Raw genomic sequence first — 20,308 nt, 5'->3', positions numbered from 1 at the left:
CCGTTCATATTGACTGATAAAAACGTCGAACGCCTTGACTGCCTAATAACCCAACGGCGGTAATCCAACACCGCGCTATGCCTATGCATGGGCCATGTTCTGCGCGGACCATCTTACTCTCGACGCTCCCAAGCGTACCCGTGACGGTTTTCTCAAAGTGCGTGCCCGTGCCGCTCGCACCGGAATTTACGATTACGCGGGCCACGAGGTTGACCCTGAAAACAAGCACGGTCTGCGTGATAAGGCGACGGTCAAGGTGTATCGTCCAGGCGATGAGGTTTTTGACCGCGCCAGCCTTGCCAGCTTCGTCGGCAAGCCCATTACCGACAATCACCCCGAAAGCCCCGTAAACCGCGACAACTGGCGCGATCACGCGCGCGGCACTATTATGGGCGCGGTTCGCGATGGTGAATACGTGGCGTTTGACCTCATGCTTACCGATGGTGCAACTATCGACGCAGTGGAAGCAGGTAAGCGCGAACTCTCGAACGGGTACGCGACTGATCTCAAGTTTGAACCCGGCCTTGCGCCGGACGGCACAGCTTATGACGCTGTGCAAACTTCAATCACCGGAAACCATATCGCGCTCGTTGACCGAGGCCGTGCTGGTTCCGATTGCCGAATCTCGGATCGTTTTGCGGTCTGTGATGCCAACCCCGCCAGCGTGGCGGAACTTTCCAACGATAAAGGAAAAGCAATGAAGAAGATCACGCTTGATGGTCTGCAAGTCGATCTGTCCGACGCTGATGCCGTCAGCGCGGCCTTCGATAAGCTCACCGCAAAAGTGGAAGGCGCAGAAAAAGCGCTTACCGATGCAAACGCCGCCCATGACAAGGCGCTCGCTGCCAAGGATGCCGAGATCGACGATCTCAAGTCCAAAGTTGTCGATCAGGCCGCAATTGACGCGCTCGCTGATGCAAAGGCCGATGTGGTCGCCAAGGCCAAGGCTGTATGCGGTGACAAGCTTGGCGACACCGCTGGCAAGACCGTGACAGAGGTTCGCCGCATGGCTCTCGATGCTGCCAAGATCGACTGCACCGACAAGTCTGACGATTACGTCGAAGCGCGTTTTGATGCACTCACCGCCGACGCAAAGCCGCAGGTTGAAGGCTTCGCGCCTAAAGCCGCCGTCAATGATAGCGCCAACGCGGTGCAATCTCTGCGCCTCAATCGCTACGCATAAGGAAACGGGACAATGCCTGAACTCCAAACTACTTACACCGATGACATTGCCGTTGCTTATGCCGGTATGGTCGCGAACGGTGAAACCTCGAACCGCATTTCTCGCACCGTTGAAGACTCTGCGGGTATTGCATTTGGCCTCCCCGTTTATCGCGGATCGGGCGATCACGGCTGCACTGGCACCGTGGGTACGCTGGCAACCTTCCTCGGATTCACCATCGCAACCTCGGCGCAAGCCCCGGTGGCCGGTCAAGATGCCGATGAATATCAGCAATACGACAACGCGGCCATTCTCACCGGCGGCGCGATGTTCGTTGAAGTCACCGGCTCGGTTGCCGACGGCGCTGCCATCACCGTGGGCACTGGCGCAGACGCGGCTGACGGCCTTGGCTCGACCGCTGCTGATGCCACTCACATCGCAACCGGTTGGGTTGCGGATCAAACCGTAACTGACGGCCTTTGCCGTATCGTGAAGCGCTAAGGAGGCGTGAGACAATGAACGCGATTACAAATCTTTACGACAGCGCTTCCGGTATCAAGGATGCGACGCTTTTCATGGCGGCTGATGCCGATGTGAAGCGCGCCGTGATCTCGGCATGGTCGGCTGACAACGCTCGCCACGCTGCGACCTTCGCCGACAAGGTGGATGCCTTCATGAGCGACGCACAGGTCGGCTACGCCTTCCTTACGCCTCAGCTCCACCGCATCGAAGCCGAAGTCTATATGACGAAGTATCCAAGCTTCGACATCACCCAGTATATGCCAGTCGTTACCGAAGGTGATATGTGGGATGTCGGCACGCTTGTTTACTCGATGGACAATGTGGGCCACGCCGAGTTCCTCGCGGGCGGTGCGTTCGATGTGCCGTATGCCAGCACGAAGATGTCGCAGGCGACCCGCAACTTCCACCTTGCCGGTATCGGTTACGAGTGGAACACGCAGGAATTGCAGCGCGCCGCCAAGGCGGGCCGCTCGCTTTCTGCTGACAAGGCGCAGGCCGCAGTGCAGGCTTCGGATCGGTTCATCTATGGCATCGCCATGACGGGCCAGAACCCGAAGGGCACTTCGGAAAAGGGCTGGACCGGCTTCACCAACAATGGCTCGGTTCCGAGTGCACAGGTTGCGAATGATGGCTCTTCGTCCTCGCGTCTGTGGACAGCCAAGACCCCCGCGCAAATCCTGCGGGACATCAACGCTGCGCTGACTGCGGTCGAAACCGGCACGAGCGAAACGCACATCGCTGATACGCTGGTGCTGCCGACTTCGGCTTACAACTATATCGCGACCACGCCGCGTGCTGACGGTTCGGATATGACTATCCTTTCCTATCTGCGCGCGAACAACGTGTTCGGCCCGAACCTGACCATTCTCAAGAGCCGCGCTCTTGAAACGGCAGGCACTGGCTCGACCACGCGCTTGGTCGCTTACGAGCGCAACCCGCAAGTCCTGCGTTTCCTGCTTCCCGGCCCACACCAGTTCATGCCAGCATTCCAGAAGTCGAGCCTCGTTTACGAGGTTGCTGGCCTCATGAACGTTGGCGGTCTGGATGTTCGCCTTCCGAAGGCGATGGTCTACCGCGACAGCTTCTAATCCTGCGCCGAGGCGGCTTTCGGGTCGCCTCGGACAATCACAGGAGGCATAATTGCCCAACGTCAAGAACACATCGACCGGCCCGCGCGGCGCTTACCTCAAAGGTAAGCTTGTCATGGCGGAAGCTGGTCAAACCATCGAAGCAGACGATTTCTGCGAAGATTGGTTCGAGGCCGAGAAGGCCGAAAAGAAACCCGCCACCAAGGCCAAACCTCCGGCCAAGGACGCGGACAAGGGCGAATAATCGTCAGGGGCGGGCCGCTTGGGAAACTGAGCGGCCCTTTCTCTTGCGGGCGGGAAATCCGCCCGTTTTCTTTCGTCAAGGATAAATCATGGCTTACACCGCTCCCACCGTCGCACAGTTTCGCACACGCTATGCTGCATTTGCCGATGTGGCGAGCGAGACGGTCCAATATTGGCTCGACGAAGCGGACGGCGACACGGGCAACTGGTCCGATGAGACGCGCCCGCGCGGCGTGATGGCCTATGCAGCGCACAAGATGGCTGAACAAGGCTTGGGCACTGGTGCAATGCCAGCGGGCGTGACCAGCTTCAAATCAGGCACTTTCTCTGCGACAGTTTCGGACGCGCAAGCGGGGCGGACGGGTTTTAATTCGACGGTCTATGGACGCGAATTCCTCGATCTTGCTCGCCGCAACTTTGGCGGGCCTCGCTTGGCCTATGAGCCCAATGTCTCGGTCGGCTGATGTTTGCACAAGCCTTCGCCAACATTGCCACCGCCTTTAGCGATACGAATGGCGCACCTTTTGTCGATGCTGTGGCGGTTTGGCAGGGCTCACCAACATATGACGACGGTGGCTCGATCACTTCGCCGGGGACTGCCTCTGAATATCCCTGCAAAGCGCAACTTGACGCGCCCACACAGCAAATGCGCGCGGCAGAGGGTTTTCTTGAAACTGATGTGCGCGTCCTTGTGTTGTCTTCTTCGCTTGCGGTTGAATTGGACACGGCGGCTCAGATCACCGCAGATGGTGAAACATATGCGCTGCTCACCTGCCAGCGCGATGCAGCGGGTATTGGGTATGAGTGCCGGGGGCGCAAGGTGGTATGACGCGGCCCAAGGGACTGGACAAGCACTTGCGGCGGCTCAATCAGTTGAGCGGGAATGAGGTACGCAAGATTGCGGGCGCGGCGGTGTTTGAGGCCAGCGATGATATACGGGTTGAGGCGTTCCGGTCGATCAGCGCGGGCGCGGTGAGTGGGGCAGGGCACGTTGCATCGCGTCCAGGCGAGCCACCAAATCGCGATACAGGCGATTTACAAGCGGGCCTTGAGAATCTGCAAACAGGCCCGTTGAGCGCCGAGGTTCGGGCCAACGCTCCCCATAGTGCGCCCTTGGAATTCAGCACAAGCAAAATGGCAGCGCGCCCGTTTATGCGCCCTGCGCGCGATAAGAAGCTGCCCGATGCACAAAAGCGCCTTGCCGATCAATTGGACAAGCTTGTGAAGCGCAGCGGATAAGGAGACGAGTAATGCCCACAATCGAACTATCAGAGCCTTGGACGTATCGCACGCCGCTCAAAACGCAGCGGTTCCCGGCGGGCACGCACGATGTGAGCGCGAGCATAGCGCAAACCGCAATGACAGATCCGGCGGCAAAGGCCGCAATCATGGAACAGGAGACAGCCGATGGCAGTGGGGATCGAACGCCTCGTAAGACGCGCCGCACTCGCAAAGCTAAAAAATGATGCGGGCGTAACGGATCTTGTTTCGGCTGCATCCATTTATCCGCAAGCCGTGCCGAACGAACCGACGTGGCCCTTTATCAAGCTTGGCCCAACCGGCACGCTGCGTCTGCGCGCGGCCAAGGTCAACGGCGGCACGGTTTCGCTAGATGTGCACGCCTTTGCGCGCGACCGGCAGGTGGATGGCCAAACGGTTGAAACCGCCGAGGATCACGCCTCTCGCATTGGCGCGGCAATCGAGACGGCCTTGGCTGACAATCACCTCACCTTGGACGGCGGGGAAGATGCACGCATTGAGTTGAGTGATATTCGGTTGATGCAAGACCAAGAACCCGACGCATTTCATTGGTTCGCTCAATTGAACGCGCGGGTTCTCGCCGCCTGAATTTGTGCTAGGCTGGTTTGGTGAGCGATCCCTCAGACCCAAACGCGCTGGCAATGGTTCTCGTTGCCGAGCTTCACAAGATCGGCCTTTTCGATGAAGGCAATCTTGCCACCATTGCCCGGCGGCTTGAATTGTCGGGCGAGGACGATCTGGCCGAGCGCGTGCGGGCGCTTCCCGTATCGAACGCCTTAACCGATCCGGTCGAGATGCGCGCGGGCCTTCATGTGATACACGGCGGGAATGAGGACGCGGATTAGCGCCTAACTCCATCGCGTATGACACGCGAAGGAGCCTTTAATGTCGGTCCCCACGGAAATTGATTTTGCTCTCGTCAAGATTGGCGATGACGGAGATCCCGAAACTTTCACCGCGATTTGCGGTTTGCAGGACGCGACGGTCAACGAGACGGTAAACACGCAAGATCGCTTTGTCCGCGATTGTGCGAAGCCGGGTGAGGTTCCACAGCGCCGCGTGCAGCCAACTGGCAAGCAAACCGACATCACTGCAACCGGCCTCACCAACGCTGACGAAATCGAAAACGTGCGTGCGGCTCTTGGCGTGTCGAAGAACTACACCATCGAAGCATACCAGCGCGACGGCACCGACGCGGGCGTGTTGCTCGGCACCTTCACTGGCCCGTTCATGATGACCTCTTCGAACCTCAACCTCTCGCTCGACAATCCGGGCAGTGCGGAAATCACCCTCGCCAGCGACGGCGCTGTCACCTACACCGCCGCACCATAAAGGATAAGCGGTGGACACCGCAATTGACCTCGACTTCGCTGATGGGCGCTATCGGTTCTGGCTTCCGCTTCCACAAATCATGGAACTGGAACGGAAGACCGATGCGTCCATTTTGACGATTGAGGAACGTCTGCGCGGCAGTATCGGCGCGGAAGGCTCCAAGGACGACCCCACATTCCTTTTTATCGGCGGCGGTTCTGCCACAATTGCCGATGTGCGCGAGACAATCCGCCTTGGTATCATCGGTGGCGACAATGCCGTGGTCGAAGGCCAGGAGATCGAAGTGGGGCCAAACCTCGCGCGCTCCTTGGTTGACAATTACGTATATCCTGCGCGCCCGATGGCTGAGGGCGTTGTCCTTGCATGGCGCATCCTTCACGCGGCCATTCATGGCGTGCAGCTTTCCGATAAAAAAAAAGCGGAAAGCGAGCCGGGCGAAATGAACGATTCCGAAAAGGGCAAGTGATCGCTAATTGCGGCGCGCTTGGGCTGGATTGGCGCAGCGCCGACCTATCCGATTATCTCGAAGCCCTTGAAGCACACAACGAGGCGCAAAACCCCGACTCCGCAAAGCCCAAAGAGGCATCCGACGAGCTCAAGCGGTTCATGTCGGCACATGGTGCAATGGTAAAAGGGGGCGGATAAACCGCCCCCTTCGTGGGTAGCCTGCCATACCGGGCCATACCATACCGTGCCTCACCAGGCCTTGCCTCGCCTGCCTCGACAAGCCATGCCTAGCCTAAACCGGCCTCGACGCGCCTCGCCCAACCCCGCCATGCCTGCCATGTTTCGGATCCTATTCACTGGCGATCCGAGCCTCTTCGATTTTGGCAAATATGCCGGCGAATTCGACGAGCTCTGCATGGCGTTTTTGCCACGCTTCCAGTTCTTTCCATGCCTGCGCGACTACCTGCTGGCGAAGCTCGGAGTCACTAAGGGCGTGGAAGGTTGAGGTATAACTGCGGTCGTTGTCGCGGACAACCGAGACAAACGCGCGAATAGGCGCTTGTTTCTCGTCACCCTTCTGTACAACAACCTCGACCGAGCGGATCATGTATTTGGCCTGTTCGACGCGGAATTTCTCAGCAGCTATGTTGTTGTCCCACTCGAAGGCGGGGTGAAGTGGTGCATTGGCATCGCGCGAAGCTTCGACCAAATCGCGGGCCTCAAGCCGCCCATTCTGGTGGACGCGGAGGCGCTCGATTTCCTCGCCTGCTACTTGCGCATCGACGAGCGCCTTGGAGCCTGTTTTCCATTTGTAGATCATGGCTGACTTCCTTCGACGTGGAACCGGCCATATTGGCCGTTCTTTTCAGGGCGCCACTCGCCAATCCCGATAGCAAAGCCAGCGGTGTTGAGCAGGTTTGCAATCTGCTCTGCGCTGACCGCGTTGGCGTTAAACTTCACTTCGACAGGCATAGTCCATTCGGGGAATTCCGGCCGATAGCGAATATCAGCCGTTCCCATGCCGACGCGCACCATGTCCTCGCGTGGTCGCGGCTCGCCGTGGATTTCGAGCATTTCGCAGTCGATGTGGAACGCGCCGCGTGCTTCGGTCATTTTCATATCAACGAACCGACAAGCCGAAACCATCGCGGATTTTACGCCAATGGCGGGAAAGCCATATGCGCCCTTTTCGGTGCGGTAGAAGCAGGCCTCGTAGTCGGCTTCGGGGTCTTTGGCCTCTTTGCCTTTACTGGCCTTCTTCATTTGCTTGTCGAGCATTTGCTTCTTCGCCTTCTCGCTCCAAGCGTGAACGATAAGCGGGCTGTCACCGACGAGGTTGAGGGAAAGGCGCTCGATCTGGAGCGCGGGGAGTTCGATTTTGGTTGCGGTAGGCATCAAGCGGCCTTTCTGTTGAATGTGGCAATGATAGCGGTTGGCGCGGGGTTCAAGTCAGCCTGTGCGCGCTGCACAAGCTCGTGAGCGATCAGGCCCAGATTCATCGAGCGGTCAGACAGGCGCTGCATGGCCTCAGGAGCCTGCATTGCCGTCATTTCGTCATTGATGTCGATAATGACATCGAGCAGGGTCGCGACGTGCGAAAGATCAACACTGGCACTGCCGGTGTCTGGCTCAGGATAGATGAAAGCGGGTGAAGCTTGGCTAATGCTGTTCATGCGGCCCTCCGTGCGTCAAGAACGCGGTAAAGGCGCGCAGGCCGATCAAGACCTTGGTCCGTTGCGGGGAATGGTGCCAATTCATTGTCATTGGCAGCGCGGCGCGGAAACTGTATCACATTAGTAGCCATATCGAACTCCTTGGGTTCGGTTTCGGTTAGGGCGGCGGGGAAGGTAGGATTTCCCTTGCCGTCCGAACTTTATGGCGTTACAAAGTCGTCATGTCAACACTAAATAACATTAAAAAGAGGATGGGTAGGCCTCGCGTCGATAGCGAAGCGATCACAGTCCGTATTGAGCGATCAATGTTAAACGCGTTGGATGAATGGCGAGAATGTCAGTCCGACAAGCCGTCGCGCCCTGAGGCAATTCGTCGCATTTTGAGCAAACGGCTAGGCTAATTGCCGCACGCAAGAATTTCCGTATCCGTCTTCGCATTGTTGATACACTCCACTTCGCGAGGTGAGAGTGGAGTGTAAGAGGTTAAGCTTTCAGGCGAGCGCGCCGCCATTCCTTCAAACTGAGAGCCTTGGACAAAAAGCCAGAGCGCGAAACCAAAAACAGCGGCCCACCCAATTATCAATGGTGCGAAAATCGCAGGCAGGGGCTTTCCGTTCTTTCCAATGTAGGCCGGATTTGCACTTATCTCTAGCAGCTTTACCGCCAACATTACGCAACCGAGCCAACCTATAATTTGAAGCATCTTGTCTCCTTACGGCGGTAAGCCGCTCCAATTTCCCGCCCTATCTTGCCCGCGCATACGCGCAGGAGCAAGACAATCCCTGAAATTGATCCAGTCACGTTGGAATTGCGCGCGAAAGTGGACCGCTACCAAGCGGAACTTCGCAGCGCCACACGCACGGTCGATCAGCAACTTGGGCGGCAAGAAAGCCGTGTGCGCAAGCTTGAAAGCGAGTTTCGCCGGTCGAGCAGTTCGATTGCTATTGGTGTAAAGAGCCTTGCTGCAACACTGGCGACGGCGTTTACGGGGCGCGAGTTGGCTGCTTTAGCGGACAATTTCACGCGGTTGCAAAACCAATTGCGCGTGGCAGGGCTTGAGGGTGAGCGCCTAACCGTTGTCCAGGGTCGCTTGCTTGAACTGGCGCAAAAATACGGCGTTTCGATCAATGGCCTTGCCGAGCTTTACGGCAAAGCGACTGACGCGGGACGCAGCTTCAACGCCAGCGAAGAGCAAGTGTTGCGGCTTACCGAGGCGACTTCCCAAGCATTGCTCATTACGGGCACAAGCGCGACACAAGCGCAAGGCGCTATTCTTGGCCTCTCGCAAGCGCTTGCAAGCGGCACTGTGCGAGCCGAGGAATACAGCCAGATTAACGAAGGTGGCCTTCGCCCGCTTCTGCAAGCCGCCGCTGCCTCTGAGCGTTTCGGGGGTGATGTGAATAAGCTTCGCGCCGCAATGCTTGATGGCACTGTGACAAGCGAGGAGTTTTTCAACTCGATCCTATCAGGCTCCAGTCAGCTTGACGAGCGTGCTTCGAAGGCAACGATCACCCTTTCTGGTGCAGTCGAGGGCCTGACAAGCGCTCTCACCGTTTATGTTGGCGAAGCTGACGCTGCGACCGGAACTTCGGAAGCTTTGGCTGCGGGTATCAATGCCCTGGCCGATAACTTGGACGTGCTGATTCCGCTGATCGCAATTGTCGCGACCGGCCTTGGCGTGGGCTATGTTTCGAACCTTGTTCGGGCTCGGCTCGCGACCGTTGCTCTTGGCGCAGCTGCGACCGCGACCGGTCGCGCATTGCTCACTGCATTTGGCGGGCCGGTTGGGTTGGCAATTAGTGCGGTTGCGGTTGGGTTGGCTTATGTCGCGACTGAGGCCAACAGCGCGCAGCAGCGCATTGACCAGCTTAATCGAAGCGCTGACACGGCTGCAAAAGAAGCTGATGAAATGGAGGCCAAGCTACGCGAAGCTGGTGTGGCTATGGATTCGGTCGGCATTGCCTCTGATACTGCTAAAGATGGCATCGACGGTGTTACCGGCGCTGCCAAGACGGCGAAGGGCGAACTTTACGCCTTGCAGCAACAGGCTATCCGAACCGCCGTTGCATTGGTCGATCTCGACATTACAGAAAACAATCGCCGTCGGGTTGCGAACAATCGCGCGCGCAATTCGCCGGAGTTAAATCAAACTGCGTCGGGCTTGGCTAGGCAGCGCAATGGGGACACGCGGCGCGGATCATTGGACCGCGAAGCCGAAGCTATAGACAATGAATTTCGCCAACTGACACGCAAGCGCAATGCTATCATTGCGGGTGTTATCAATGGTGTTGATTTTAACGCAGGCGGGCCACCAACTTCCCCCACTGGCACATCTCCAACCACATCAAGCGGCGGCGGTTCGCGCACTACCATCACCGATCCGGCGGAAGTCCTGCGTCGTTTCTACGAGGACCAGCGTCGCGCGGATGAGGAAATCTTACAGGCCAAGTTGGCGCTTGCCACTTCGGCTGAGGAGCGTGCAGACCTTGAACGGGACATTCTCGAAAGCCAAGCGAACGCGCGGCGCGATGAGGTCAATTCGAACAAGGATTTGACGGAAGAGCAGCGCAAGGCCCTGCTTGACCAGATCGACGCGCTTTATGGCGTGGAAGCCCAGATTGACGAGCAGGGCAATATCATTGCATCCGGCAATCGCGGACTGCTTGGTCAAGCGATTGCTTTTCGCGAGCAAGCCGAGATCGAGCAACGCAACCGCGATCTTGCTGAAGAACGTGGGCGCGCTCAATTGGATGCGTTGCGACTTGAGTTTGATCTGGCGGATACGGAACGAGAACGCCGGGATATTGCTCAACGACTGCTCTCCGCCGAGGATGATTTGCTGCGCTCGCGGCTTGAAAGCATCATTGCCAGTAACACGGCACTGGAAGCAGACAAAGAGCGCGCGCGGGTTGCGCGAGACGCGCTGGATGCGACGGCGGAAGATAGGCGGGAGCAGATCAACCGCCAATTTGCCTCGCCACTTGAGCGCTATGGAATTGATGCAAAAGACACCGAGACGCGCGTCGAAGAAGCGGCAGTACGCCGAATTGAACGCCTGAACGAGACAATCACCGACGCAATGACAAACGCGCTTGGCATTGAAGATCCATTCCTGCGCGATCTGATCGGCATATTCCTCGATAAGAACGTGTTTGGGCCGCTTGCCGAGGCGCTGGCAGGGCAAGAGGGGGGCTTTGGTTCTGGCGGGTTCGGCGGGGTTCTGTCCGCTATCGGTGGGCTGTTCGGTCGCTCGTCTGGTGGCTTTGTGCAAAGCGGTCGTCCGTATCGCGTCAATGAAGGCGCGGCACCGGGGCGCGTCGAGGCTTTTGTTCCGCAGGGCAGCGGGCAGATTATACCGCTTGGCCGCATGAACGCCCTGCAATCCGGTGGAGTGCAGCCGGGCGGGGTTGTGCGTGTGATGATCGAAGAGGCTCCAGGCTTTGCTGCCCGTGTGCGCACCGAGGCCACAGGTGTTGCGGTTGAAGTGCAGCGCCAAACCGCGCCGACGATTATTGATGCGGCGGCAAACGAGACACTTAGGCGCGCGCAAAGGCCGTCAATATGAGCGAGATCACCGTTCCCCTCCCCGACGAGCTTTTGCTTGATAACCTCAACTTGTCCAGCCCCACGCAGGTCAACCGCTCAACATGGACCGGACGGCGCAAGGTTCTCGGCGGTCCCGGTGTGGCGATTTGGCAAGGCAACGTCTCCATTTCGGGCATCGCAACCGAAGTTGATGAACGCCAATGGCGCGCGTTTCTGTTTGCCCTTGAAGGCCCGGCCAATTGGTTCCGCTGGCCGCTTCCGCGCAATACGCATATCGGGCCAAAGCCTCGTGTTGCCACGGCATCGGGCACAGGCAAAAGCCTTGCGCTTGACGGCATGACGGCGAACACACGCATTCTGCAAGCGGGGCAGTTTATCACGATCCCCTTGCCAAGTGGGCACGCACGCGCGGTATGTCTCACCGCTGATCTTGTCACCAACGGCACAGGTCAAGCAACGGCTCAATTCAAGCCCGGCCTAACCGAAACCCCGGCTGACAATGCCGAGGTCGAGACGGTTGCTCCATATATCCCGATGGCACCAACCGATTCCGTTGTCGGCTTGGCGACATCGCAAGGGGTATCTGCGACCGGCTTTGAAGTTGAGGAGGCGCTTTAGTGTCTCTGCCCGACGCAACCCACAGCGCGGCGCTTGATGCCGAGGTTATCAATCCTGTTTGGTTCGCATGGCTCGACATTGTGGGCGATCCGGTGCGCGCAAACACGAGCGGGGTTAACGTCACGCCTACCGGAACGGGTGATGATGATCTCGACGGCTTGGAATTCCTTGGTATTTCCGCGCGCTTTGTCGATGTGTCTCCGGTCAAGGTGAAAGAAGGCGGCTCAGAGACGGTCACAGCGCGCCTGTCCGGCATCCAAGGGCTTGACGACGACGATCTTGCGCTCCTGTCCAACCCTGCGAACTGGCGCGGGCGTGATGCGCGTTTGTGGCGTATTATCCGCGACGAGAACGACACACAGCAAGGCGGGTTCCACTCTTACTACACCGGGAAGATGGTGGCCCTCACGCATGGCGGGGATAGCGAGGGGCAGACCATTCGCGTTGCCATTGAAAGCTATCTTTCGGTGTTCTCGGAAGCATCCAACCGAACATATCTCGATCAATCTAAATACGACCCCGGCGACGAAAGCGCGCGGGCATCCATAGCCATTGCAAACGGCAATTATGGCGGCGCGCGAACATCCGGCAGTGCCAGCGGTGGTGTTGGCGGAAGTGGTGAGCGCGGCGTGTTCGGCTTTGGCGATCAGGTGCTGAAATGAGCGCGGTTGGTGAGGCTGTGCGCTTGCCCAATTGGGAAATGGCGCTTTCTGCTTTCATGCAGGAAAACCAATGGCGCACGTTCAAATGGGGTGAATGGGATTGCATCTTGTTCGCCACCGCTGCGGCCAAGGTTATCACCGGCGAGGATCGCGGCGCGGATTATCGCGGGCGGTATTCAGACCAAAAGGGCGCGCGGCAAGCCTTGCGCGATATTGGCAAAGGAACGCTTCTGCGCACCGTGGATGCAAATTTCGTGCGCAAGCCGGTCGGCAATGCACAGCGCGGTGATTTGGTCTGGCGAGACGGCTGCGTAGGCATTTGCCTAGGCTCAACCGCTGCTTTTTTGACTGACGATAAGTTGCTTGAGATTGCCGGCGCGCCGCGCCTTGGCAACTTTCTGCTCTTGCCACGCCGTTTCTGGCAGAAAGCGTGGGCCGTCTAATGGGTAAGGTTGTCGGCAAAGTCTTGAAGGTTGGCGCGCTTGTTGCCGGAACGGTCTTGTCAGGCGGAACGCTTTTGGCGGGCCTCGCGGTGGCTGGCCTTTCGGTTGCAAGTTCTCTTCTCGCGCCCAAACCAAAAACGCCCGGGTTGAGCCGCGAAAACATCGACCGCCTGCGCGCCAATGTTGACCCGCTGACACCGCGCAAAACCGTGATCGGCAACACCGCATTTGCCACCGATATTCGCGACGAAGAGTTCACCGACAACCAAGAATATTTTCACCGTTTCATTGTTTGCGCCTCTCACAAGGTCGAAAGCATTGACGAGATATTCTTCGACGATCAGCGCGTGTGGTCGTCGGGCGGCGGCGTTGAAGGCGATGGGGTTGGTTATCTCGAAGTCGCTACACGGCTTGAAGGCTCGGCCGCCAATGCGATCAACATTTCAAGCCGCATGGGATCAACGCGCCGTTACACCGGGCTTGCCTACGTCCACCTAAAATACAAGCTGACGGGCAACGATAAGAAAACCGATAGCCCGTATGCGCAGTCCATCACAACGCGGATCACCATTCGCGGCAAGGGTGCTGCTTTGCCTGATCCGCGCGATGTGTCGCAGGATATGGCGGATCAGTCCACTTGGGTGTGGGACGACGACGCTTGCCGAAACCCTGCGCTGGCTCTCCTGTTCTATCTCTTGGGCTACAAGATCAACGGCAAGCTGGCCCTTGGCAAAGGCATCCCGCCTGAGCGTATCGACCTCGACAGCTTTATCACCGCTGCCAATATCTGCGATGAATCCGTCACTACCTTTGGCGGGGGCACTGAGCCGCGTTATCGCTGCGACGGTGTTTGGAGCGAAGGGGATAGCCCGACCACCGTGATCGAAATGCTCAAGGCGTGCATGAACGCAGACCTTGACGATGTGGGCGGTAAGCTACGCCTCACGATCTTCCACAACGACCTTGCCACGCCCGATGCCGATTTTGATGACGACGACATTATCGACGCGTTCACTTGGCAACCCATCCCATCGCTTGACCAGAGCTTCAACGTGGTGCGCGGGCTCTACACCGATCCGAGCAACACGAGCCTCTATCAGCAAGCCGAATATCCCGAATTGCGCGAGGCTAGCCCGGACGGCATTGATCGCATTTTCAATCTCAACTTGCCGATGGTGCAAAGTGCAGACCAAGCGCAACGTCTCGCCGCCCTGCGTCTCAATCGCCAATCCTATGCTGGCGTGTTCTCTGCCGAGTTCCAGGCAACCGCGTGGAAGATCACAAAGAACAGCGTAATTCGACTGACCTTTGCGCAAACGGGCTTCACGCAAAAGCTATTCCGTGTTGCCGATATTGAGTTCCGGCAGGATGGGCGCGTGCCTTTGACCTTGCGCGAAGAGAACGCTGCGATTTATGCTGATCCGACATTGGTGGAACCGCCAGAGCCAATCGCGACAACGCCTTACAATCCAGCGCTCAATCCTCTGGTGCAATCGCTGCAAACCAGTGAGCAAACGCTGATTGCAATCAGCAATCCAACCGACGCGGACCCTCTTGATGGGCTTATTCAAGCGACCGATACAAGTATCACAATCGAGGATCACGTTAGAACATATGCCGACAGGTCGGTGGCTGTGACAGGCGATACTCTGACAACTGAGGACGATGGAACAACCTCAATTGCGGACGAAACGCGCTACCACATCTATTATGACGATTCATCGCGTTCAGGCGGTGCTGTCACTTTCAAAGCGACGCAGACATCCACTGTTGCACAAAACAGTTCGACCAATCCAAACCGTCACTATGTCGGCTCTATTGTGACTGACGTGATTGGAGGCACCGGAACGAGCGGAGGTGGAAGCGTTCCGCCAGGTTGGGATTCTGGCGACTATCGGTGATGCGGCGGGAAAGTCGCTTTAGGCGGCGGTTATGCCGAAATCATGGCCACACCTACAATCAATCTGAGTGCAGACAAGCGCGTACCTTTCGACAAAACGATTGCAAAAATGGGCGTCGATTATTCTGGCGCGACAATGCTGTGTCATATCCGTAATGAGCCGGGGGACACGGGCACGCCGCTGGTCACTTTGAGCAATGCCGCACCACCTAGCGAAGGCTTGAGCGTCACTTATGACGCATCATACCCCGATCCCGAAGGTGTGCTTGTAGATGGCGCATCCAAAGTTCGCATGATTGTTAGCGAGGCCACGCTTGAAGCGTTGGATACAGCCTCCCCCACATCGAACGCCCTTGTCCTTTATTACGACATTCACTTGACACCGAGCGGCGGGACGAAATTCGTTTTTTGCTCTGGCAAATTCACCATCAATCCGGGGGTTACGGTATGAGCGATCTGGTTGCGGTAATCCGTCAGGATGGCCCCGTTGTAATTAAGGTGGGCGAGAACACGGCGGCTGCGGCTGCGAGTGCAACGTCTGCGGCGGAAAGTGCGGCTTTGGCGCAAGCGGCAGCTAACCAGAACACCGCACCTGACATTGCGAGCGGACTGGCGATCACTTCGGGTAGCGGTGCAAGTGACCGGTTTTTCACGGTCAAACATTCCGGCCCTGCCGAATATCGCGAATATCGCAATGACGCAGGAGTAGCCACTGACTTTCCTCAACGCCGCGACAATCAGCGTCGGCGCGACTTTGGTGAGCCTACAGTGATGGTTCTGCCGCCACCTGAATTGGCGACTGGGCGGTACATGATCTGGAAACAATCGCCCGCTGTGCGCGTGTATTCGGATGGCTCGAAATGGTGGAACACGACCGTCTCGCCGTGGACCGAGATCGAGGCGTGGTGGGCACCAGCTCGGTGCGAGGCTCACATCGACCGCGAAAATGCCCGATATTATTGGGGCGGGCAGGTTCGCGATGTTTCGGAACTCACGGCAGTCGGCAACGGCTTCATCCTGAATGACGGTCTGAATGTGACCGATGAGATCACGGTGCGGTTTGAATATCGCCACGATCATTCGCAGACCGTTTCCGGCTCGATCCTTTCGTGGTGGAAGTCGACAGGCGGCGTCCGCTGGGAATTCAGCGCCTTGAACATCAGTGCCGACCGTAAATACTGGAACTTTTACGGGCCAAAAGACACCAGCGGTGCCGACTTCATACAACCGAATATGCTCAGTAAAACTAACGAAGGCGGCACGTATGACGGTCGCGGACGGCAACGCTTCTCTGCGCGGTTCAGCCAAGGCAGCGCGATTGAGACGCGCAATGGGCCGGGTGAATTGCAGTCCAAGCTGTTTGGTGATGGTGCCGGTCTTGCCGTTTCTGCGCCCACCCGGTTTGGCTTTGGCGCGCGGGCGTTCGATCAGGGCTTTGCGCTGACCAACAGCGAGTTTTTCAACGGCACGGTCTGGAGTGAAACGCTCACCGATGACGAGATGTACGAGGTCAACGCGCCTCTGCATGTGCCGCGCATTCACCTACTCGGAGACAGCTTCCTCAATCTCTACAAGGTATTCGACGCCGTGCGGCTCGGCCTTGAAGCGGAGATTGACCAGTATTACGCCATCTCACAGGACGGTGTTGGTGGCACCGACGAGCAACAGCAGGCAATCCGCTTCGCAACCGATTTTGACAAATGGCACGAACATACGCTCGTGTTCCTGAATGGCGGTCGCGATTATCAGGTCGATCCCGGTTCAGTCGCAGGACGCAATGCGTATATCGACGCGGGGCTTCATTCGGTTCTGAACACGCTCCCGCATGACCGCTGGGTGCTCACCGAGGCCGCTCCGAACACGAATGACGGCACGACCGCGCGCACCGAATGGAACGCGACCGAGGCGCATGTGCGCAACATCTGCGGCCCGCATTGGGTCGAGACGCTGGCACCCATTCAGGCGCTGTCAAACGGTGGCACCGATGACGAGAATTACGTCAACAATCTCGACCTGTGGCCGCTTTCTCTGCGCACCAGCGCGGGCGATTTTCACCCGAACGCAGCCGGTTGCACAGCTTTGGGCGGCATCGTTGCTGACGCGCTGATTGCGCGCGGGTATCACATCGCGCCTAGCATTCTGCCGTTAACTGTATGACCGCCCTCCCTCGCCGCCCATGAAACCCGTCTTGCCTTGATGCGGCTCGTGTGCTTCAATTCTTGGCCTATCGCATCCGGTTTATGGAGCGGCTTTGATGATCGAAGGGCTTCTAACCGGATTGCGGATTGGCGGCATTGCCATCTTTGCTTGGCTCGCTTGGCGCATATTGTTTGAAAGCTTCGACTTCACAAAAGCGCCAAAACACGTTCGGGATAGTGCATGGCGGTATCATCGCGTTTCAATTCTCGTGATGTGCTTCGTGATGTGTTGCCTTGCGAGCCCTGCCAATATCATGCTCGCGAACGGTTTGATTAGCCTAGATGTGAATTTCGCAATGATGAGCGGCGTAACTATCGGCGCTTGTATCTATGCCATACTGAAACATCACGGCCTTGATATAGCGACAGGCAAGCGTCCGGTGCATTGGTTCGCCTGTTTACTTATTATGACACTTTCAGCCCTTTATGGCACCGGGAGGGCGCTTTGATCGAAGAGTTCGCTGCGTGGTTTCGCGGTTATTTTGCTATCATTTTTGGTCTGGCAATCGGAGCGGTGGCGCACTTTGGTAAGCGCATTGCGGACGAAGACACAATTGGTTGGCGGCAGGTCATTGGCTTCACGATGCAACTTGGCCTTATCGGCTTGGTAGCGTCGGTATCAACCAAGCAAATCGGCATTACAGATAATGATATGCGCGCGCTTGTGACTGCCATTCTCGCCATTTCTGCGAATGAAGTGATCCAGTGGCTTAAGCGCAATGGTTGGCTGCGATTTATGCCAGACGCAGCCGTCGAAGAGCGCGAGAGGAAATGAGTATGACGACACGCGAGCTTCAAAAGCGGCTTGGCGTTGCAAGTGATGGTGTATTTGGTCCAAAGACTCAGGCGGCTTTTCTTGAGGCGTTTGTAAACCTTGACGCACCCGCAATCAAGCATAGCGATATGGTAGCAGCGGCCTCGCGCTTGGGTGTGCCGATAGCAAACCTATATGCCGTTGCTGAAAAGGAAAGTGGGCGTTCGTCATTCTCCCGCGATGGCAGACCCGTTATTCTATTTGAGGCACATTGGTTTTCGCGGCTCACGAAGCGGGTTTATGATCGAAGTCACCCGTCTATTTCATCGCGGCGTTGGAACCGCAAGCTTTACGCCCGCCATATGCCGGGACGATACAAGCGCCTTGCTCGCGCTGCAAAGCTGAATGTGGACGCAGCTATCTCAAGCGCCTCATGGGGTAAGTTTCAGATCATGGGCTTCCATTGGGAGCGCCTAGGCTATGAGAGCCCGTGGGACTTTGCCATGGCGATGGTGCGTAGCGAGGCAGATCATTTGCAGGCGCTTGTGCGCTTTATCGAGGCAAATGGCCTCGCTGATGAATTGCGCGCTTGCAAGCCGAATAATCCGGGAAGCTGTGAAGCCTTTGCGAAGCGGTACAATGGCGGCGGTTATCGCAAGAACGCTTATCATGTGAAATTGGCGAAACTGATTGCGAGGCACTCGTGATGAAGCTCCCCTCTATCCACACGCTCGAAGGGCGGCGCTCGTGGGCGTTTATCGCTACGGTGGGCGGCTGCATCGCATTCACGCTTATTATCATGGCCTCGCTTTGGACGCTGCGCAATCACCCGGCCTTTATGTTCTGGTTGGCGCTGGCTGCGCATATTCAAGTCTTTATCGGCACAGGCGCGCTTGGTTGGGTTATGGGGCGGCGCATGACTTCAAGCGTCACCCGCGACGGGGCAAGCTTTGACGACAGGCCACGAGGGGAAGAATAATGCACACGCTCACCCCTCGCACCATATGGCGCATGATTAAAGAGATTGGAGGCTCGCTATGGGCACGACGCTACTAGGGCTGCTCACAGGTGGCCTAAACTGGCTCAAATCGCTTCCTTGGCAGGTTTACGCCGGGATTGGTGCCATTCTCTTACTAGGCATCTCCTATTGCGCGGGTGAAAGCCACGGACGCACTGAGGAGCGCATCAAGTGGGAAAATAAAGTCGCAGAGATACGCAAAGAGCGTGACGAGCAAGCTAAGCGGGCTGAGGAAGCCGATGAGGCACTTGCCAAGCAGATCGCCGCAACAATCACCGCAAGACGCGAGGAGTTAGACAATGACACGGCAAACATTCCTGACCAAGAGCTTAGCGCTCGCCAGTGCGCTCGTGTGCGCCAACTCCTGCGCATCGAGGGACGCGGACGTGAACTTCCTGCCTCCTGCGCCGCCAAGCTTGAGCGAGCAACAGGCGAACCTGAAAGCTCCGACGCTGCCCGATGATATTGCCACAAGCGAGGCTGCATACGAAAGCTATGTCAGCGACCGCTTTGACTATGGTGACACGGGCGTAGCATTAGCCTATCGTTGGTGCCAGCTTTGGAACAATTTTGCCAGCGAACCAACGGATTGCGGCGAAAAGCCAGATCTGATCGAATAATGGGAGCATCCTGCATGAATTTGGAAAAACTACGCGAGGCCACTGGCCTAAATGTCGAACGGGTTGCACCTGCTTTAGCAACGCGCCCAAGCTTTATGCCACCTGAGCCGCCTCCTCCACCGCCTCCCCCCAAACATGGACCTTGGGGCTAATCCATGACCCTCTGGAAGTCCCTCATGCTGATAGGCTTGGCGCTATTCGTCTGGCAGATGCGCGAGCAATTGTTCAGCCGTGATATGTTGCGCGCTTTAGGTAGTCCGCAGCTTCGCACTTGGCTTGCACTCATGGGGGCTTCCCTTAGCTCACAAGCACTATTTCACTTCTTTGGTGTTTATACCATTTCGTCTTTCATTGCGCTTGATCTGGCAGCGGCGGTTATCATCCTGCTTTCACCTAAGACGGGCTGGCAGACAGTAATCGGGTCAATTTCGGGCGTAATGGGGATGGTTTGCCTAGGCTTCATGGTCGGAATGGGCCTTGACCTACAGGAAAACATAAGTGCCAGCCCACAGCAAGTTACGCTATATGCGTTCTTGTCTACTATGGGTTTGGTGCAAGCCCTTGTTTATATCACTTGGGGCGGTTGGCAATATGTTGGAGATTGGATCACTGATATTTTGCGCAGCCGCTTTCCTGTGTTTGGTTTACATCGCCAATCGGGTGATAGCTCGTGACGAGCGCTCAGACCGCGACAAGCTGGATAGCAAGCCACGGGTGGCAGATCATGACAGCGATACTAACGACAGTCGCTAGTCTCTCGTGGGGGGTTGCAATTGCCAAGAGTGACCTTGAAAGTGATATTAAGGCGCTTGAGAAGGATGT

General features: G+C 57.2%; 29 protein-coding genes. 26 read left to right on the top strand and 3 right to left on the bottom strand.

All coding sequences use genetic code 11. From position 1 onward, the window contains the following. Positions 1 to 94: 94 nt before the first annotated feature. From INR77_RS08920 to INR77_RS08860, 13 genes are all read left to right on the top strand, one after another. A complete protein-coding gene (locus INR77_RS08920; protein WP_223070733.1) occupies positions 95 to 1,183 on the top strand; it encodes a DUF2213 domain-containing protein in 1,089 nt (362 codons plus the stop codon). A 12-nt stretch (positions 1,184 to 1,195) separates the two neighbouring features. Next, positions 1,196 to 1,663 carry a hypothetical protein gene (locus INR77_RS08915; protein ID WP_223070732.1) on the top strand — a complete coding sequence of 156 codons (468 nt, stop codon included), beginning with the start codon at positions 1,196 to 1,198 and terminating at the stop codon, positions 1,661 to 1,663. 14 nt (positions 1,664 to 1,677) lie between these two features. Continuing rightward, complete coding sequence (locus tag INR77_RS08910; RefSeq protein WP_223070731.1) at positions 1,678 to 2,772, top strand: DUF2184 domain-containing protein; 1,095 nt, start codon at positions 1,678 to 1,680, stop codon at positions 2,770 to 2,772. 52 nt (positions 2,773 to 2,824) lie between these two features. Next, a complete protein-coding gene (locus INR77_RS08905; protein ID WP_223070730.1) occupies positions 2,825 to 3,016 on the top strand; it encodes a hypothetical protein in 192 nt (63 codons plus the stop codon). Between the two features lie 88 nt (positions 3,017 to 3,104). Further along, positions 3,105 to 3,479: a DUF4054 domain-containing protein gene (locus INR77_RS08900; RefSeq protein WP_223070729.1), complete on the top strand. Its 375-nt coding sequence runs from the start codon at positions 3,105 to 3,107 to the stop codon at positions 3,477 to 3,479. Then, positions 3,479 to 3,844, top strand: coding sequence for a hypothetical protein (locus INR77_RS08895; RefSeq protein WP_223070728.1), 366 nt, complete (start codon positions 3,479 to 3,481; stop codon positions 3,842 to 3,844). The genes INR77_RS08900 and INR77_RS08895 overlap by 1 nt, the downstream gene beginning before the upstream one ends. Continuing rightward, the gene (locus INR77_RS08890) at positions 3,841 to 4,254 is read left to right on the top strand and encodes an HK97 gp10 family phage protein (protein ID WP_223070727.1); all 414 of its coding nucleotides are present in this window, start codon (positions 3,841 to 3,843) and stop codon (positions 4,252 to 4,254) included. Before INR77_RS08895 ends, INR77_RS08890 begins: the two co-directional genes overlap by 4 nt. An 11-nt stretch (positions 4,255 to 4,265) precedes the next feature. Further along, the gene (locus INR77_RS08885) at positions 4,266 to 4,481 is read left to right on the top strand and encodes a hypothetical protein (RefSeq protein WP_223070726.1); all 216 of its coding nucleotides are present in this window, start codon (positions 4,266 to 4,268) and stop codon (positions 4,479 to 4,481) included. After that, positions 4,423 to 4,863: a DUF3168 domain-containing protein gene (locus tag INR77_RS08880; RefSeq protein WP_223070725.1), complete on the top strand. Its 441-nt coding sequence runs from the start codon at positions 4,423 to 4,425 to the stop codon at positions 4,861 to 4,863. The genes INR77_RS08885 and INR77_RS08880 overlap by 59 nt, the downstream gene beginning before the upstream one ends. A 20-nt stretch (positions 4,864 to 4,883) precedes the next feature. Continuing rightward, complete coding sequence (locus INR77_RS08875; protein ID WP_223070724.1) at positions 4,884 to 5,120, top strand: hypothetical protein; 237 nt, start codon at positions 4,884 to 4,886, stop codon at positions 5,118 to 5,120. A 40-nt stretch (positions 5,121 to 5,160) separates the two neighbouring features. Next, the gene (locus INR77_RS08870) at positions 5,161 to 5,607 is read left to right on the top strand and encodes a phage tail tube protein (protein ID WP_223070723.1); all 447 of its coding nucleotides are present in this window, start codon (positions 5,161 to 5,163) and stop codon (positions 5,605 to 5,607) included. A gap of 10 nt (positions 5,608 to 5,617) precedes the next feature. Further along, positions 5,618 to 6,073, top strand: coding sequence for a gene transfer agent family protein (locus INR77_RS08865; protein ID WP_223070722.1), 456 nt, complete (start codon positions 5,618 to 5,620; stop codon positions 6,071 to 6,073). Next, positions 6,070 to 6,252 carry a hypothetical protein gene (locus INR77_RS08860; protein WP_223070721.1) on the top strand — a complete coding sequence of 61 codons (183 nt, stop codon included), beginning with the start codon at positions 6,070 to 6,072 and terminating at the stop codon, positions 6,250 to 6,252. Before INR77_RS08865 ends, INR77_RS08860 begins: the two co-directional genes overlap by 4 nt. A gap of 151 nt (positions 6,253 to 6,403) precedes the next feature. Here INR77_RS08860 and INR77_RS08855 read toward each other — a convergent pair whose 3' ends face one another. Genes INR77_RS08855 through INR77_RS08845 form a run of 3 tightly spaced genes read right to left on the bottom strand, consistent with a single transcriptional unit; the run spans position 6,404 to position 7,727 of the window. Next, positions 6,404 to 6,874 (bottom strand): hypothetical protein, encoded by a 471-nt coding sequence (locus tag INR77_RS08855; protein ID WP_223070720.1) that lies wholly within the window; start codon positions 6,872 to 6,874, stop codon positions 6,404 to 6,406. Beyond that, complete coding sequence (locus INR77_RS08850) at positions 6,871 to 7,449, bottom strand: hypothetical protein (RefSeq protein WP_223070719.1); 579 nt, start codon at positions 7,447 to 7,449, stop codon at positions 6,871 to 6,873. The genes INR77_RS08855 and INR77_RS08850 overlap by 4 nt, the downstream gene beginning before the upstream one ends. Then, the gene (locus tag INR77_RS08845; RefSeq protein WP_223070718.1) at positions 7,449 to 7,727 is read right to left on the bottom strand and encodes a hypothetical protein; all 279 of its coding nucleotides are present in this window, start codon (positions 7,725 to 7,727) and stop codon (positions 7,449 to 7,451) included. Before INR77_RS08845 ends, INR77_RS08850 begins: the two co-directional genes overlap by 1 nt. 820 nt (positions 7,728 to 8,547) lie before the next feature. On the opposite strand from INR77_RS08845, the gene INR77_RS08840 reads away from it, so the two are divergent. The 13 genes from INR77_RS08840 to INR77_RS08780 all read left to right on the top strand — a co-directional run bounded on the left by INR77_RS08840 (position 8,548) and on the right by INR77_RS08780 (position 20,160). Beyond that, positions 8,548 to 11,292, top strand: coding sequence for a tape measure protein (locus INR77_RS08840; protein ID WP_223070717.1), 2,745 nt, complete (start codon positions 8,548 to 8,550; stop codon positions 11,290 to 11,292). Then, on the top strand, positions 11,289 to 11,891 hold the full coding sequence (locus INR77_RS08835) for a hypothetical protein (protein WP_223070716.1): 603 nt from the start codon (positions 11,289 to 11,291) through the stop codon (positions 11,889 to 11,891). The genes INR77_RS08840 and INR77_RS08835 overlap by 4 nt, the downstream gene beginning before the upstream one ends. After that, entirely contained in the window at positions 11,891 to 12,553 is a 663-nt protein-coding gene (locus INR77_RS08830) for a hypothetical protein (protein WP_223070715.1), read from the top strand. Before INR77_RS08835 ends, INR77_RS08830 begins: the two co-directional genes overlap by 1 nt. After that, the gene (locus INR77_RS08825; RefSeq protein WP_223070714.1) at positions 12,550 to 12,996 is read left to right on the top strand and encodes a hypothetical protein; all 447 of its coding nucleotides are present in this window, start codon (positions 12,550 to 12,552) and stop codon (positions 12,994 to 12,996) included. Before INR77_RS08830 ends, INR77_RS08825 begins: the two co-directional genes overlap by 4 nt. Next, the gene (locus INR77_RS08820; RefSeq protein ID WP_223070713.1) at positions 12,996 to 14,897 is read left to right on the top strand and encodes a phage tail protein; all 1,902 of its coding nucleotides are present in this window, start codon (positions 12,996 to 12,998) and stop codon (positions 14,895 to 14,897) included. The genes INR77_RS08825 and INR77_RS08820 overlap by 1 nt, the downstream gene beginning before the upstream one ends. A gap of 42 nt (positions 14,898 to 14,939) precedes the next feature. Next, on the top strand, positions 14,940 to 15,347 hold the full coding sequence (locus INR77_RS08815; protein WP_223070712.1) for a hypothetical protein: 408 nt from the start codon (positions 14,940 to 14,942) through the stop codon (positions 15,345 to 15,347). Next, complete coding sequence (locus INR77_RS08810) at positions 15,344 to 17,053, top strand: hypothetical protein (protein ID WP_223070711.1); 1,710 nt, start codon at positions 15,344 to 15,346, stop codon at positions 17,051 to 17,053. Before INR77_RS08815 ends, INR77_RS08810 begins: the two co-directional genes overlap by 4 nt. 97 nt (positions 17,054 to 17,150) lie before the next feature. Then, positions 17,151 to 17,543: a hypothetical protein gene (locus tag INR77_RS08805; RefSeq protein WP_223070710.1), complete on the top strand. Its 393-nt coding sequence runs from the start codon at positions 17,151 to 17,153 to the stop codon at positions 17,541 to 17,543. After that, on the top strand, positions 17,540 to 17,869 hold the full coding sequence (locus INR77_RS08800; RefSeq protein WP_223070709.1) for a hypothetical protein: 330 nt from the start codon (positions 17,540 to 17,542) through the stop codon (positions 17,867 to 17,869). The genes INR77_RS08805 and INR77_RS08800 overlap by 4 nt, the downstream gene beginning before the upstream one ends. Continuing rightward, the gene (locus INR77_RS08795) at positions 17,866 to 18,555 is read left to right on the top strand and encodes an N-acetylmuramidase family protein (protein ID WP_223070708.1); all 690 of its coding nucleotides are present in this window, start codon (positions 17,866 to 17,868) and stop codon (positions 18,553 to 18,555) included. The genes INR77_RS08800 and INR77_RS08795 overlap by 4 nt, the downstream gene beginning before the upstream one ends. Continuing rightward, a complete protein-coding gene (locus INR77_RS08790; protein ID WP_223070707.1) occupies positions 18,555 to 18,827 on the top strand; it encodes a hypothetical protein in 273 nt (90 codons plus the stop codon). Before INR77_RS08795 ends, INR77_RS08790 begins: the two co-directional genes overlap by 1 nt. A 338-nt stretch (positions 18,828 to 19,165) precedes the next feature. Next, positions 19,166 to 19,486, top strand: coding sequence for a hypothetical protein (locus tag INR77_RS08785; RefSeq protein ID WP_223070706.1), 321 nt, complete (start codon positions 19,166 to 19,168; stop codon positions 19,484 to 19,486). Positions 19,487 to 19,641: 155 nt separating this feature from the next. Further along, complete coding sequence (locus tag INR77_RS08780) at positions 19,642 to 20,160, top strand: hypothetical protein (RefSeq protein ID WP_223070705.1); 519 nt, start codon at positions 19,642 to 19,644, stop codon at positions 20,158 to 20,160. Positions 20,161 to 20,308 lie beyond the last annotated feature (148 nt).

The organism is Erythrobacter sp. SCSIO 43205, from assembly GCF_019904235.1.
Taxonomy (GTDB): Bacteria; Pseudomonadota; Alphaproteobacteria; order Sphingomonadales; family Sphingomonadaceae; genus Erythrobacter.
The sequence above is the reverse complement of the archived record's forward strand: the minus strand, read 5'-3'. Positions and strand labels throughout refer to the sequence as shown.